Origin of the sequence: Azospirillum sp. TSH58 (genome assembly GCF_003119115.1) — a bacterium.
Lineage (GTDB): Bacteria > Pseudomonadota > Alphaproteobacteria > Azospirillales > Azospirillaceae > Azospirillum.
This window is the reverse complement of the sequence record NZ_CP022364.1, coordinates 1,365,593-1,378,716: the sequence shown is the minus strand read 5'-3', so window position 1 is coordinate 1,378,716 and position 13,124 is coordinate 1,365,593. Positions and strand designations below refer to the sequence as shown.

General features: G+C 69.5%; 14 protein-coding genes. 9 read left to right on the top strand and 5 right to left on the bottom strand.

The annotated features are described in order from the left end of the window. Positions 1-92: 92 nt before the first annotated feature. Together TSH58p_RS10050 and TSH58p_RS10045 are read left to right on the top strand one after the other, a co-directional pair. The gene (locus TSH58p_RS10050) at positions 93-377 is read left to right on the top strand and encodes a YciI family protein (protein WP_035669394.1); all 285 of its coding nucleotides are present in this window, start codon (positions 93-95) and stop codon (positions 375-377) included. Positions 378-393: 16 nt separating this feature from the next. Beyond that, positions 394-807 carry an EVE domain-containing protein gene (locus TSH58p_RS10045; protein WP_035669391.1) on the top strand — a complete coding sequence of 138 codons (414 nt, stop codon included), beginning with the start codon at positions 394-396 and terminating at the stop codon, positions 805-807. A gap of 45 nt (positions 808-852) precedes the next feature. On the opposite strand, the gene TSH58p_RS10040 is transcribed toward TSH58p_RS10045, so the two are convergent. Then, positions 853-1,203 (bottom strand): hypothetical protein, encoded by a 351-nt coding sequence (locus TSH58p_RS10040; RefSeq protein ID WP_109072042.1) that lies wholly within the window; start codon positions 1,201-1,203, stop codon positions 853-855. 311 nt (positions 1,204-1,514) lie between these two features. Here TSH58p_RS10040 and acs point away from each other — a divergent pair, with 311 nt between their 5' ends. Beyond that, the gene (gene acs, locus TSH58p_RS10035; RefSeq protein WP_109072043.1) at positions 1,515-3,455 is read left to right on the top strand and encodes an acetate--CoA ligase; all 1,941 of its coding nucleotides are present in this window, start codon (positions 1,515-1,517) and stop codon (positions 3,453-3,455) included. A 70-nt stretch (positions 3,456-3,525) separates the two neighbouring features. Here acs and TSH58p_RS10030 read toward each other — a convergent pair whose 3' ends face one another. The 3 genes from TSH58p_RS10030 to TSH58p_RS10020 all read right to left on the bottom strand — a co-directional run bounded on the left by TSH58p_RS10030 (position 3,526) and on the right by TSH58p_RS10020 (position 4,831). Then, entirely contained in the window at positions 3,526-3,882 is a 357-nt protein-coding gene (locus tag TSH58p_RS10030) for a hypothetical protein (RefSeq protein WP_109072044.1), read from the bottom strand. A gap of 80 nt (positions 3,883-3,962) precedes the next feature. Then, the gene (locus TSH58p_RS10025; protein WP_247874248.1) at positions 3,963-4,433 is read right to left on the bottom strand and encodes a thermonuclease family protein; all 471 of its coding nucleotides are present in this window, start codon (positions 4,431-4,433) and stop codon (positions 3,963-3,965) included. A 215-nt stretch (positions 4,434-4,648) separates the two neighbouring features. Continuing rightward, the gene (locus TSH58p_RS10020; RefSeq protein ID WP_109072116.1) at positions 4,649-4,831 is read right to left on the bottom strand and encodes a DUF1674 domain-containing protein; all 183 of its coding nucleotides are present in this window, start codon (positions 4,829-4,831) and stop codon (positions 4,649-4,651) included. Between the two features lie 154 nt (positions 4,832-4,985). Between TSH58p_RS10020 and htpX the strand changes: the two genes are divergently transcribed. From htpX to purH, 6 genes are all read left to right on the top strand, one after another. Next, positions 4,986-5,876 (top strand): zinc metalloprotease HtpX, encoded by an 891-nt coding sequence (gene htpX / locus TSH58p_RS10015; protein ID WP_109072046.1) that lies wholly within the window; start codon positions 4,986-4,988, stop codon positions 5,874-5,876. 91 nt (positions 5,877-5,967) lie between these two features. Further along, the gene (locus tag TSH58p_RS10010) at positions 5,968-6,900 is read left to right on the top strand and encodes an exopolyphosphatase (protein ID WP_109072047.1); all 933 of its coding nucleotides are present in this window, start codon (positions 5,968-5,970) and stop codon (positions 6,898-6,900) included. 8 nt (positions 6,901-6,908) lie between these two features. Next, positions 6,909-7,673, top strand: coding sequence for a hypothetical protein (locus tag TSH58p_RS10005; protein ID WP_247874249.1), 765 nt, complete (start codon positions 6,909-6,911; stop codon positions 7,671-7,673). Between the two features lie 74 nt (positions 7,674-7,747). Next, entirely contained in the window at positions 7,748-9,076 is a 1,329-nt protein-coding gene (locus TSH58p_RS10000; RefSeq protein WP_109072048.1) for an RsmB/NOP family class I SAM-dependent RNA methyltransferase, read from the top strand. Positions 9,077-9,224: 148 nt separating this feature from the next. Beyond that, positions 9,225-10,856 (top strand): heparinase II/III family protein, encoded by a 1,632-nt coding sequence (locus TSH58p_RS09995; RefSeq protein ID WP_109072049.1) that lies wholly within the window; start codon positions 9,225-9,227, stop codon positions 10,854-10,856. Between the two features lie 218 nt (positions 10,857-11,074). After that, positions 11,075-12,679: a bifunctional phosphoribosylaminoimidazolecarboxamide formyltransferase/IMP cyclohydrolase gene (gene purH, locus TSH58p_RS09990; RefSeq protein ID WP_109072050.1), complete on the top strand. Its 1,605-nt coding sequence runs from the start codon at positions 11,075-11,077 to the stop codon at positions 12,677-12,679. 133 nt (positions 12,680-12,812) lie between these two features. Here purH and TSH58p_RS09985 read toward each other — a convergent pair whose 3' ends face one another. Continuing rightward, positions 12,813-13,064, bottom strand: a complete 252-nt coding sequence (locus TSH58p_RS09985; protein WP_109072051.1) for a hypothetical protein — start codon at positions 13,062-13,064, stop codon at positions 12,813-12,815. Positions 13,065-13,124 lie beyond the last annotated feature (60 nt).

Genomic DNA, 13,124 nt, shown 5'->3' with positions numbered 1-13,124 from the left:
CGACAGAAAGGCCGTCACGAACGGGTTCGGCACCTTCCGCGGCGGCCGCGGCTGCGCTAGGCTCCCGCCCGACCGAACGGAAGGGGTTTCCCATGCTCTACATGTTCCATTGCACCGACAAGGCCGGCGCCGCCCAGGTGCGGGCCGACAACCGCCCCGCTCATCTGGCCTATCTGGAAGCGCACGCCGACCGCCTGTTCGCCGCCGGCCCGCTGCTGTCCGACGACGGCCAGGGCATGGCCGGCAGCCTGCTGATCGTGGAGTGCGCCGACGAGGCCGCCGCGAAGGACTTCGCCGCCAACGACCCCTACGCCCAGGCCGGGCTGTTCGAGAGCGTGGAGATCCGGGCGTGGCGCCGGGTCTACCCGAAGTCCTGAGCGGGGGCGGACAGAAATGGCCCGCTGGCTTCTGAAGTCGGAGCCCTTCAAATACTCGTGGGAGCGCATGGTCGCCGACGGCACCACCCATTGGGACGGCGTGCGCAACCATCAGGCGTCGAACAACCTGAAGGCCATGAAGGTCGGCGACCGCGCCTTCTTCTACCACTCCAACGAGGGGCTGGAGGTGGTCGGCGTCGTCGAGATCGCGCGGGAATACTACCCGGACCCGAGCGACGAGGCGGGCCGCTTCGGCATGGTGGACGTGCGGGCGCTGCTGCCCGTGAAGACGCCGGTCACGCTGAAGACGATGAAGGCCGATCCGCTGCTCCAGGGCATGGCCCTGGTCAAGCAGTCGCGCCTGTCGGTCTGCCCGGTGTCGGACGCCGAATGGGCGCATGTCTGCGCGCTGGCCGGGATCGAGGCGTGACGGTTCTTCGGATCTGTTGAGAGCGCGGCCGTCCGCGGCGGCGGATCAGTCCGCCGGTTCGCAGATGGCCGCCTGGAAGTCCTGCGTGGCCTGAAGCATCCGGCGGGCCAGCGCCTGCATCTCCGCGGCGGCTCCGGCGAAGCCCGCGTCTTCCCCGAACGGCGCCAGGGCGGCGGAGCCGGACGCCTCCAACTCGGCCAGCGACGCCGTGCGCAGGGCGGCGTCGATCACCATCAGGCTGGTGCGGCTGCCCATCTCCGACAGGCGCCCGGCCAGTTCCACGCCATGCCCGGCGGCGCCGCTGGCCGTGCCGTTTCCTGTGGTGCCGTTTCCGGTGGTGCCGTCCGCGTTGGTCGTGCTGGCCATGCCGGTGCCCTGCTGTTGGGTGAACAGCATGCACGCTAACGATGCGGCGGTTAAGACCGGGTTAAGCGGCCCGCCAAAGAGCGTCATCATGCTTTCGTATTATGCGCGACAAATAGTCGCGCGGTCGTGCCGCTGCGGATGCCGGTGAAGTCAAAGGAACGGGCGGTGCGCTGCAACAAAGTGGAGCCGAAAACCCCGATGGAGGGGACGGACAATCAGCCGTTCTGCTTGTGGTGACGGGAACTTGTGTGGATAATGTCCCGCAACAGGAGCGGTCGGAAGCCGCTCCCCAACAGCCCTTCAGGGCGTAACCAGAAGCACTACGGGGGAATCGCGAGCCAATGTCCGACAATTCGTTTTTTCCTGTTAAGCCGGAAATCGCCAAAACCGCTTACGTGGACGAAGCCGCCTACGCCCGCCTGTACGAGCAATCGATCAACGATCCGGAAGCCTTCTGGGGCGAGCAGGGCAAGCGCATCGACTGGATCAAGCCCTACAGCAAGGTGAAGGACGTCAGCTACACCGGCGACGTCCACATCAAGTGGTTCTACGACGGCACGCTGAACGTCTCCGCCAACTGCGTCGACCGCCACCTCGCGACGCGCGGCGACCAGACCGCCATCATCTTCGAAGGCGACGATCCGGGCGTTTCCAAGCACATCACCTACAAGGAACTGCACGAGCAGGTCTGCCGCCTCGCCAACGTCCTGAAGAAGAACGGCGTCAAGAAGGGCGATCGCGTCACCATCTACCTGCCGATGATCCCCGAGGCCGCCTACGCCATGCTGGCCTGCGCGCGCGTCGGCGCCATCCACTCCATCGTGTTCGGCGGCTTCTCGCCGGACAGCCTGAAGGACCGCATCGTCGACTGCGACAGCCACTTCGTCATCACCTCCGACGAGGGGCTGCGCGGCGGCCGCAAGGTTCCGCTGAAGGCGAACGCCGACAAGGCCGTCGCCGCGGCGCCGGGCGTCAAGCATGTGCTGGTCGTCAAGCACACCGGCGGCGACGTCGCCTGGACCGAGGGCCGCGACCTCTGGTACCACGAGGAGACCGCGTCGGTCTCCGCCGACTGCCCGCCGGAGGAGATGAGCGCGGAAGACCCGCTGTTCATCCTCTACACCTCGGGCTCGACCGGCAAGCCGAAGGGCGTGCTGCACACCACCGGCGGCTATCTCGTCTACGCGTCGATGACCCACCAGTACGTCTTCGACTACAAGGACGGCGAGGTCTACTGGTGCACGGCCGACGTGGGCTGGGTCACCGGCCACAGCTACATCGTCTACGGCCCGCTGGCCAACGGCGCCACCACGCTGATGTTCGAAGGCGTGCCGACCTATCCGGACATCTCCCGCTTCTGGCAGGTGGTGGACAAGCACAAGGTCAACATCTTCTACACCGCTCCGACCGCCATCCGCTCGCTGATGCGCGAGGGTGAGGGTCCGGTGAAGAAGACGTCGCGGTCCTCGCTGCGCATCCTGGGGTCGGTGGGCGAGCCGATCAACCCGGAAGCCTGGCTGTGGTACTACAACGTGGTTGGCGAGGGCCGTTGCCCGATCGTCGACACCTGGTGGCAGACCGAGACCGGCGGCATCCTGATCACCCCGCTGCCGGGCGCCATCGGCCAGAAGCCGGGTTCGGCGACCAAGCCCTTCTTCGGCGTCAAGCCGGTCGTCGTGGACAACGACGGCAAGGAGCTGGAAGGCGAGACGGAAGGCAACCTCTGCATCGCCGACAGCTGGCCGGGCCAGATGCGCACGGTGTTCGGCGACCACGAGCGCTTCGTCCAGACCTACTTCTCGACCTTCGCGGGCTACTACTTCACCGGTGACGGCTGCCGCCGCGACGCGGACGGCTATTACTGGATCACCGGCCGCGTGGACGACGTGATCAACGTGTCCGGCCACCGCATGGGCACGGCGGAAGTGGAAAGCGCGCTGGTCGCCCACCCGAAGGTCGCCGAGGCTGCCGTCGTCGGCTACCCGCACGACCTCAAGGGCCAGGGCATCTACGCCTACGTCACGCTCAACGCCGGGGAAAGCCCGACGGAGGAGCTGCGCAAGGAGCTGGTGGCCTGGGTGCGCAAGGAGATCGGCCCGATCGCCTCGCCGGACCTGATCCAGTGGTCGCCGGGCCTGCCGAAGACCCGTTCGGGCAAGATCATGCGCCGCATCCTGCGCAAGATCGCCGCGAACGAGCACGACAGCCTGGGCGACACCTCGACGCTGGCCGATCCGACCGTCGTGACCGACCTGATCGAGAACCGCATGAACAACGCCTGATCGCGGCGTTCATCGGGGTTTGTCTACGGACCGGGGGCCTTCGTGGCCCCCGGTTTCGTTTTGTGGGCTGTTATTTGGGAGCGGTGTCCGATCCGCCGGAGGCGCCGCTGCCGGATTGGTTCCTCACCGCCTCGGCCGTGCCGGGTTTCAGGCCGGACTCGCCGCTCGCCGCGTCGGGGACGGAGCCGATGCGGCCCTGCGCGCGGGTCTCCGCGGCGTTCTTCTGCTTCTCGGTGCGGCGCTCGCCCAGCGTCGGGTCCTGGGCGCCGGTCGATTCCATCCAGGCTTCGCCCTGGGATGGCGGTGCGGCGCCGAGTCCACCCTCCATCGTCTTGGCGTCCTGCGCCACGGCGGCGCCGGACAGAGCGAGGCTGGCGGCCAGCAAGGCGATGGCGCCGGGGACGTAAGACGAGGCCTGGGTCGTCATGGTTCGCTCTCCTCCTTGGTGGGAGGGGCAACAGCGGAGCGAGCCGGCGGGTTCCCGGCTCATCCTTTGGTGGAGCGGGGTTAGCCCATGCCCGTCCCGTCGCACCAGGGCTGGCGCCGTTCGCCGTGATAGGGGCGGGCAAGCCCCGCTTCGATCAGCGCGGCCGACAGGTCGGCGCCTCCGCCGGTCAGCACGCGGGCGCGCACCCGCCCGCCATACTTGTCGGGCTGGACGTCGAGCAGCCGCACCGGAGCAGCCCCGATCAGGAGGCGCGCATGGTCGCGGGCGGTCTCCGCCAGTTCCCGCTCACGAGGGCAGCGGGCGCGCATCTCCGGCGCGTCCAGCCCGTCCACCCGGACATGGGTTTCCACCACCTGACCCAGCCAGATGGTGGCGCGCACCAGCAGCGTGTCGCCGTCAAGGACCTCCAGCACCTCCGCCGGGATCGGGCCGGGCAGGGCGGGCGGAGCGGCCCGGACGGCGCCGGCCAGCGATATGCACAGAATGGCGAGCCAAATCCCGGCCCATAGTCCGGCCCATATTCCGGCCAAAGTTCCCGTAGTGCGGGGCGGGCATGGGTTGACGGGTCTGTGCGATCCCATGGCGCGAACTCCCCAGGGTACCGGTGCGCGGTACGGCGAACCGGTCACAGGGTAGCGCGCGAACAAGAACGCATCAAGCACAACCTAGGTATTGTGTCCTGGTTGCGTATGTATTCAATTTCAGGATGGGGTCGTTCAGGCAATCGATCCTAGGGGGCGCCGGCTTAGAAGTCCGAGCAGCGGCCCTTGAACTCCCAATCGCCGAAGCGGGTCGGCTCCGGTCCCTTCGGGCCGCCGATTTCGCCGGGCATCTGCTCGGGTCCCTTGGCGCCGGTTTCGGGGGTCGTTTCGGCGTCAGCCTTTTCGGCGTCCTGCGGTGCCGGGCCGGTGGTCTTCGTCTCGGTCATGGCCGTCCTCTGGGGTCGGGTGCGGTGCTTGGCCATCTTGAACGATGCCTTCCGCCAAGCCCATATCACCAGACAAGCCCGACGAAAAGCCCCGCCGGGGCCGTCCTGTCCCATCAACAGTGAAACCGTCCAGAAGATTGCCCGGAACATCGCCATGACCAGCTATGTGAAGACCACCATCCTCCTCGCCGGCCTGACCGCCCTGTTCATGGGCATCGGCTATCTGATCGGCGGCAAGGGCGGCATGATGATCGCCTTCGTCATGGCGCTCGGCATGAACCTGTTCAGCTACTGGAACTCCGGCGACATGGTTCTGTCCATGTACGGCGCGCGGGAGGTCGACGCCTACACCGCCCCCGAATATTACGGCATCGTCCAGCAGCTGGCAGAGCGCGCCGGCCTGCCGATGCCGCGCGTCTACATCATGGAGAACGACCAGCCCAACGCCTTCGCCACCGGGCGCAACCCGGAGAACGCCGCGGTCGCCGCCACCACCGGCCTGCTGCGCCTGCTGAGCCCGGAGGAGATCGCCGGCGTCATGGCGCATGAGCTGGCCCATGTGAAGAACCGCGACACGCTGATCATGACGATCACCGCGACCATCGCGGGCGCCATCTCCATGATCGCCAACTTCGGCATGTTCTTCGGCGCGTCGCAGGGCAACAGCCAGAACGGGCAGGGCGGCAACCCGCTGGGGCTGATCGGCGGCATCCTGATCGCCGTCCTGGCCCCCTTCGCCGCGATGATCGTCCAGATGGCGATCAGCCGCACCCGCGAGTACGAGGCCGACCGCATCGGCGCGGAGATCTGCGGGCGCCCGCTGTGGCTGGCCGACGCGCTGACCCGCATCCACAACTACGCCCACCAGATCCCGAACTACGCGGCGGAATCCAACCCGGCCACGGCGCATCTGTTCATCGCCAACCCGCTGCACGGGCGCAGCCTCGACAGCCTGTTCTCCACCCACCCGAACATGGAGGAGCGGGTCCGCCGGCTGCGCGGCATGGCCGGCCCCTCCTTCATGCCGCGCAGCCCCTGGGGGTGAGCGGAGGCGTTTCGGTTCCCGGTTGCGTGGCGAAAGGCGTAAGACTACTTTCCCCCTGCTTGCCGATTGTGGGGCGATCAGGGGGAACCGCATGTCCGACGTCACGAAATACCGCCTCGTCACCCGGTCCGATTTCGACGGGCTGGTCTGCGCCGTGCTCCTGAAGGAGCTTGGCATCCTCGACGAGATCAAGTTCGTGCATCCCAAGGACATGCAGGACGGCAAGGTCGAGATTTCCGACCGCGACATCACCACCAACCTGCCCTATGTGCCCGGCGTCCATCTCGCCTTCGACCACCATCTGTCGGAGACGATCCGCGTCGGCAAGCGCGACAACCACATCATCGAGGCCGACGCCCCCTCCGCCGCCCGCGTCGTCTACAATTATTACGGCGGCAAGGAGCGTTTCCCGACCATCTCCGACGCGATGATGGCCGCGGTCGATCAGGCCGACTCCGCCCAGTACGGCATCGAGGACATCCTGAAGCCGCAGGGCTGGACCCTGCTGAACTTCATCATGGACGCGCGCACCGGCCTCGGCCGCTTCCGCGACTTCCGGATCTCCAACTACCAGCTGATGATGGAGCTGATCGACTATTGCCGGAACCACGGCATCGACGAGATTTTGGCCCTGCCCGACGTGAAGGAGCGGGTGGACCTCTACACCGAGCATGAGGCGAAATTCTCCGACCAGCTCGCCCGCTGCAGCACGATCCGCGGCAACGTCGTGGTCATCGACCTGCGCCGGGAAGAGACCATCTACGCCGGCAACCGCTTCATGATCTACGCGATGTACCCGGAATCGAACGTGTCGATCCATGTGCTGTGGGGCCTGAAGCAGCAGAACACGGTGCTGGCCTGCGGCAAGTCGATCATCAACCGCAGCTCCAAGACCAACATCGGCCCGCTGATGCTGGAGTATGGCGGCGGCGGCCACGAGGCCGCGGGCACCTGTCAGGTGGACAACGACAAGGCCGAGGCGGTGCTGGAGGAGATCGTCGGGCGCATGCGCGCCGACGGCTGACGGGGATCGTGCCGGATCTGTTTCTCGACAAGACCCCGCTGTTCGATGCGGGCTGGCTGACCGTTTCCCCCGCCACCGGCCGTGACGACGTGCTCCTGTGCATCGCCGAGGCCGAGCGCCGCGCCGACGCGGCGGTGGAGCAACTCGGACAGACGCTGGCGCAGGGCGGAAGTCCGGCCTCCGGTGCGGCGGCGGAGCGCGACCGGCGCATCGACGCCCTGCTGGCGCTGGAGACGCGCGGCATCCCCGCCTCCGGCGCCGCGGCAGACGGGGCGGTGGAGCGCGTCATGATGGAAGTCGGCTTCCGCAAGCGCGACCTGATGCCCCGCTTCCACGAGCTGGCCGAGCATTGCCGCGCCGTCCACCGCCGCGCCCTGGCCATGGCGCGGGACGCGCGCTGGGCGCTGATGCTGGAGCGCGCCGCCGCCGATCCCGGCGGGCCGTCCAGCCCCATCCAGGGAACAGGGACCCGCTACGTCAAGAGCGACCGCTACGACGCCCGCGCCGCGCGCAGCCTGCCGCCGGACGACCGCGTGCGCGCCGACCGTTTCCTCAAGCGGCTGGGCGAGGACCCGGTGCCGCCGGAGCTGGAACTGACCGCGTTGGAGGTAACGGGTCTGGAAGGGGCGGGGCTGTGGGCGATGAAGGCGGGCAACGGCAACCGCTTCATCCTGCGCCGGGGCGATCTGCGGGGCGTTTCCTGCTTCTTCGTCGAGGACGTCGGCCCCTATCCCGACCACGAAGGCGGACGGCGCGGCGCGCTGGCCCGCTGAAGGGCGTCCGAATCCGGGCTGCCCCGCGCAGCGGCTACTCGACACCCGCCGTCCGGCGCGCTACATCCAGCGGCATGTCCGACGCCTCCCTCGCCGCGCGCTCCGCCGCGCTCGACCTTTTGCGCGATGTGCTGCGCAAATCCATTCCCTTCGACGATGCGTTCGACGCGCATCCGGAGTTGCGCGGGCTCGACCCGCGCGACCGCGGCTTCGTGCGGCTCCTGACCGCCACCGTGCTGCGCCGGCTCGGCCAGATCGACGCGCTGATCCAGGGCAGCCTCGCCAAGCCGGGCCTGCCCAAGGCCACCGTGCACGACATCCTGCGGCTGGGCGCGGCCCAGCTCGTCTTCCTCGGCACGCCCGCCCACGCCGCCGTCGACACGGCGGTGGAGCTGGCCGCGGCCCGGGGAGCCGAACCCTACAAGGGCCTGATCAACGCCGTCCTGCGCCGCATCGGCCGCGAGGGGACGGAGCTGGCCGCCCAGCAGGACGCCGGGCGCCTGAACACGCCGGACTGGCTGTGGCTGGCCTGGCGGCAGGCCTACGGCATCGGCCGCACCCGCGGCATCGTCGAGGCGCACCTGCACGAGGCGCCGCTGGACATCACCGTCAAGGCCGATCCCGCGGCCTGGGCGGAGCGGCTGGAGGCCAGGCTGCTGCCCACCGGCACGCTGCGCCGCGCCGCCGGCGGCAACCTGACGGAGCTGCCGGGCTTCGCCGAGGGCGCCTGGTGGGTGCAGGACCTTGCCGCCTCGCTGCCGGCCAAGCTGTTCGGCGATCTGGCGGGCAAGAGCGCCTACGACCTGTGCGCCGCCCCCGGCGGCAAGACCGCGCAGCTCGTCGCGCAGGGCGCGCGGGTGACGGCGGTCGACCGCTCCGCCAAGCGGCTGGAGCGGGTGCGGGAGAATCTGGCCCGCCTCAACCTGTCGGCGGAGGTGCTGGCGACCGACGCCGCCACCTGGACGCCGGACCAGCCCGCCGACGCGGTGCTGCTCGACGCCCCCTGCTCGGCCACCGGGGCGATCCGCCGCCACCCCGACATCCTGCGCGTGAAGACGCCGGAGGACATCGCCAAGCTGGCCAAGGCGCAGAGCCGCCTGTTGGCCCACGCCGTCGATCTGGTGAAGCCGGGCGGCACGCTGGTCTATTGCACCTGCTCCATCCAGCCGGAGGAGGGCGAGGCGCAGATCGACCGCATCCTGGCCCGCGACAAGCGGGTCGAGCGCCTGCCCATCACGCCTGGAGATCTGGGCGGCGGCTTGGGCGGCGGGCATGCGGGGGATGGCAATTTGGCCGAGTTGATCAACGAGCGCGGTGAGGTACGATCCCTGCCGGGCATGCTCGGGGACCTCGGCGGGATCGACGGGTTCTTCGTGGCACGGCTGCGACGGCTGCACGATTAGGGCACCACCGGCTTGCGGGGGTCGAGGCGAATTTGATACGACAACAGGATGCATCCCCCCGATCGCCCGAATGCCTTCAGCGAAGCGCCGGCCATCGCCTCCCCCTGCCGCGTGACGGGGTGAGCCGATGAGCGCCGGGCGTGGGAAAATGGGCCGCTTGCGGGACGGCGTCGCGCAGATCGCCTTCGGCAACCCGATCTACAAGCTGACCTTGGGCGGCCGCGCGCCGACCGCCCTGTCCGCCGTGCCGCCGGATCCTTGGCCGGGCGACGCCGGGGAAGGCTCGGCGATCCTGGCCGGCGTCTTCCGCTTCGGCGGACAGGCGGCGGCGGCCGACGCCCACGGCGCGCCGAACTGGCGGGCCGGCAGCGCCGTCTGGCAGGACGCCCTGCACGGCTTCGACTGGCTGCGCGACCTGCGGGCGGTCGGCGGCGACACGGCGCGGCGGCGCGCCCGTTCGCTGGTGCTGTCCTGGCTGGACCACAACGGCGGCTGGAACGCCCAGACCTGGGCGCCGGAGGTGCTGGGCGCCCGCATCGCCGCCTGGATCGGCCTGCATGACTTCTACTGCGCCTCCGCCGACGACGAGTTCCGCGCCGCGGTCTTCGACAGCCTCGCGCGGCAGGTCAAGCATCTGACCCGCGTGGTGCCCGGCGCGCTGGACGGCAAGGCGCTGGTCACCGCGGCCAAGGGCCTCGTCTACGGCGGCTTCTGCCTGCCGGAGCACGAGCGCGTCGGGCAGGACGCGCTGAAGCTGCTGGAACGCGAGCTGCCGCGCCAGATCCTGCCGGACGGCGGCCATATCGAGCGCTGCCCCTCCGTGCAGCTCCGCATCCTGCGCGACCTGATCGACATGCGGTCGGTCCTGCGCACCGCCCGCGCCGACGTGCCGGAGGCGCTGCAGCACGCCATCGACCGCATGACCCCGGCCCTGCGCTTCTTCCGCCACGGCGACGGCGGGCTCGCCCTGTTCAACGGCGGGCGGGAGGAGGACGCGGCGCTGGTGGACACGGTGCTGGCCCAGGCCGACGCCCGCGGACGCCCGCTGAAGAGCGCGCCGCACACCGGCTTCGAGCGGCTGATCGCCGGGCGGACCATGGTGCTGATGGACACCGGCGTGCCGCCGGTCACCGGGCTGGACGCCACCGCCCACGCCGGCACCCTGTCGCTGGAGATGTCGGTCGGCAAGGAGCGGCTGATCGTCAATTGCGGCGCCCATCCGGTGAAGACCGGCCCCTGGCGCGCCGCGCTGGCCGGAACCGCCGCCCATTCCACCGTCGTGCTGGCCGAGACCAACTCGTCGGAGGTGATCGAGGAGGGCGGACTGGGCCGCCGCCCCTCGCACGTCGGCTGCGAGCGTCAGGAGAACGACGGGGCGGTGCTGGTCGTCGCCACCCACAACGGCTACAGCCGCAACTTCGGCTATCTGCACCGCCGCCGCGTCTATCTGGCGGAAAACGGCGAGGACCTGCGCGGCGAGGACATGCTGGAGCCGGTGATCGGCGCCACGCCGGAACCGCGGCCCTTCACCATCCGCTTCCACCTGCACCCCGCGGTCCAGGCGACCCCCGTCCAGGGCGGGCAGGTGCAGCTGAAGCTGCCGAGCGGGGCCGCCTGGCGGCTGCGCGCCTCGGGCGGCACGCTGGAGCTGGAGGAGAGCATCTATCTGGGCAGCGGCGACGAACCGCGGCGGACCACCCAGATCGCCATCTCCGGACATACCGGCCCCGCCATCAAGACGGTGAAATGGGCCTTGCGCCGCGAGCGCAAGGGGGGGTAAACCGCGCGCATCCGCGGCGGACAGGCCGTGGGAATACGGATCGGTGCCTGTTTTGAGACTCTGTGGAGTGTTCGCCCTGCGACCGTGATCCCCGCCCGGGCGGGGGTGACGAAGCGGGGTGTTTCGCTTTTCCGGATCGGTCAGGTCCCGTCTTCCCGAGCCCCGTCTTCCCATGCCCGGTCCGCCGCAGCCGGTTCCATGACAGCCAGGATGCCCCGATGAGCCCGCCGAACGTCGCCCACTCGCCCGCCCCCGATCTCGTCCGCATCACGCGCGCGCTGATCTCCGTGTCCGACAAGACGGGCCTCGTCGCGCTCGGCCAGGCGCTGGCGGCCAAGGGCGTGGAGATCCTGTCGACCGGCGGCTCCGCCCAGCGGCTGGCCGAAGCCGGCATTCCGGTGAAGGAGGTCTCCGACCACACCGGCTTCCCGGAGATCATGGACGGGCGCGTCAAGACGCTGCACCCGCGCGTTCACGGCGGCATCCTGGCCCGCCGCGACATCCACGCCGAGGCGATGACCACCCACGACATCCCGCCGATCGACCTCGTGGTGGTGAACCTCTACCCGTTCGAGGCGACGGTGTCGAAGGGCGCCGACTACGCCAACTGCGTGGAGAACATCGACATCGGCGGCCCGGCGATGATCCGCGCCGCGGCCAAGAACCACGACTTCGTCACCGTCGTCACCGACCCCGAGGATTACGAGGCGGTCCTGGACGAGCTGGCGACCCATGACGGCGCCGTCACGCTGACGCTCCGCCGCACCCTGGCCCAGCGCGCCTACGCCCGCACGGCGTCCTACGACGCGGCCATCTCCTCCTGGCTGGCCGGCCAGCTCGGCGAGACCTTCCCGCCGCGCACCACCCTGTCGGGCAAGCTCAGCCAGACCCTGCGCTACGGCGAGAACCCGCATCAGCAGGCGGCCTTCTACGTCACCGGCGAGCAGCGTCCGGGTGTGGCGACGGCGATCCAGCTCCAGGGCAAGGAGCTGTCCTACAACAACCTGAACGACACCGACGCCGCCTTCGAGCTGGTCGCCGAGTTCGAGCGCCCGGCCGTCGCCATCATCAAGCACGCCAACCCCTGCGGCGTGGCCGAGGGGGCGAACCTGCTCGACGCCTACAAGCAGGCCCTGCTGTGCGACCCGGTCAGCGCCTTCGGCGGCATCATCGCCGTCAACCGCCCGCTGGACGCCGCCACGGCGGAGGAGATTTCCAAGCTGTTCGCCGAGGTGGTGATCGCCCCGGACGCCGACGACGCGGCCCGCGCCCTGCTCGCCACCAAGAAGAACCTGCGCGTCCTGCTGACCAAGGACGTGCCGAACCCGGCCGAGCCGGGCATGATGGTGAAGCAGCTGTCCGGCGGTTTCCTGCTGCAGAACCGCGACAACGGCCGCATCACCCCCGCCGACCTGAAGGTGGTGACCAAGCGCGCCCCGACGGAGCAGGAGCTGGCCGACCTGCTCTTCGCCTTCCGCGTCGCCAAGCACGTGAAGTCGAACGCCATCGTCTACGCCAAGAACGGCGCCACGGTGGGCGTCGGCGCCGGTCAGATGAGCCGCGTCGATTCGGCGCGCATCGCCGCCATCAAGTCGGCGGAGGCCGCCAAGGCCGCCGGCCTGAGCGAGCCGCTGACCAAGGGCTCGGTGGTCGCCTCGGACGCCTTCTTCCCCTTCGCGGACGGCCTGCTGGCCGCGGCGGAGGCCGGCGTGACGGCGGTGATCCAGCCCGGCGGCTCGATCCGCGACAACGACGTCATCGCCGCCGCCGATGAAAAGGGTCTGGCGATGGTGCTGACGGGGATGCGGCACTTCCGGCACTGAGACGGGCGGGGGCGCTTCCATTGCCCCCACCCTAACCCTCCCCCGCTTACGCAGGGGAGGGGACCATTCTCCCTCCCCTGCGTAAGCGGGGGAGGGCCGGGGAGGGGGCAAGTACGCCGCCCCCCAGAACCCTTTACCCCCGCCGCGCCCCCATCAGCCGCGCCAGCAAGGCGGCGGCTTCGGCCTGCGTCGTTTTCCCGTCCGCACCGTCTTCCGGCTTCAGGCGCCCGGTCGCCGCCATGGCGATCAGCATCGCCGGATGCATTGCGGGATGATGGGGCGAAGGATGCCCCGCCGAGTCGCTTTCCCCACGCGCCGCGGCGTGGTCGCGGGCCAGCGCCTCGTTGATGTGCGCGAAGGCCTCGATGTCCTTGATGTGCAACATGTCCGTTCCGCCCTCCGCGCCAAGTTCGTTGTGCGTCGCAGCAAAAGGCAAGTTAGCAGC

What these genes read in the sequence shown, in the direction of transcription:
- TSH58p_RS09985 (WP_109072051.1), bottom strand. Translation starts at nt 13,064, where the DNA reads ATGTTGCACATCAAGGACATCGAGGCCTTCGCGCACATCAACGAGGCG.
- TSH58p_RS10030 (WP_109072044.1), bottom strand. Translation starts at nt 3,882, where the DNA reads ATGACGACCCAGGCCTCGTCTTACGTCCCCGGCGCCATCGCCTTGCTG.
- TSH58p_RS10000 (WP_109072048.1), top strand. Translation starts at nt 7,748, where the DNA reads ATGTCCGACGCCTCCCTCGCCGCGCGCTCCGCCGCGCTCGACCTTTTG.
- TSH58p_RS10010 (WP_109072047.1), top strand. Translation starts at nt 5,968, where the DNA reads ATGTCCGACGTCACGAAATACCGCCTCGTCACCCGGTCCGATTTCGAC.
- TSH58p_RS10050 (WP_035669394.1), top strand. Translation starts at nt 93, where the DNA reads ATGCTCTACATGTTCCATTGCACCGACAAGGCCGGCGCCGCCCAGGTG.
- TSH58p_RS10040 (WP_109072042.1), bottom strand. Translation starts at nt 1,203, where the DNA reads ATGCTGTTCACCCAACAGCAGGGCACCGGCATGGCCAGCACGACCAAC.
- purH (WP_109072050.1), top strand. Translation starts at nt 11,075, where the DNA reads ATGAGCCCGCCGAACGTCGCCCACTCGCCCGCCCCCGATCTCGTCCGC.
- htpX (WP_109072046.1), top strand. Translation starts at nt 4,986, where the DNA reads ATGACCAGCTATGTGAAGACCACCATCCTCCTCGCCGGCCTGACCGCC.
- TSH58p_RS09995 (WP_109072049.1), top strand. Translation starts at nt 9,225, where the DNA reads ATGGGCCGCTTGCGGGACGGCGTCGCGCAGATCGCCTTCGGCAACCCG.
- acs (WP_109072043.1), top strand. Translation starts at nt 1,515, where the DNA reads ATGTCCGACAATTCGTTTTTTCCTGTTAAGCCGGAAATCGCCAAAACC.
- TSH58p_RS10045 (WP_035669391.1), top strand. Translation starts at nt 394, where the DNA reads ATGGCCCGCTGGCTTCTGAAGTCGGAGCCCTTCAAATACTCGTGGGAG.
- TSH58p_RS10020 (WP_109072116.1), bottom strand. Translation starts at nt 4,831, where the DNA reads ATGACCGAGACGAAGACCACCGGCCCGGCACCGCAGGACGCCGAAAAG.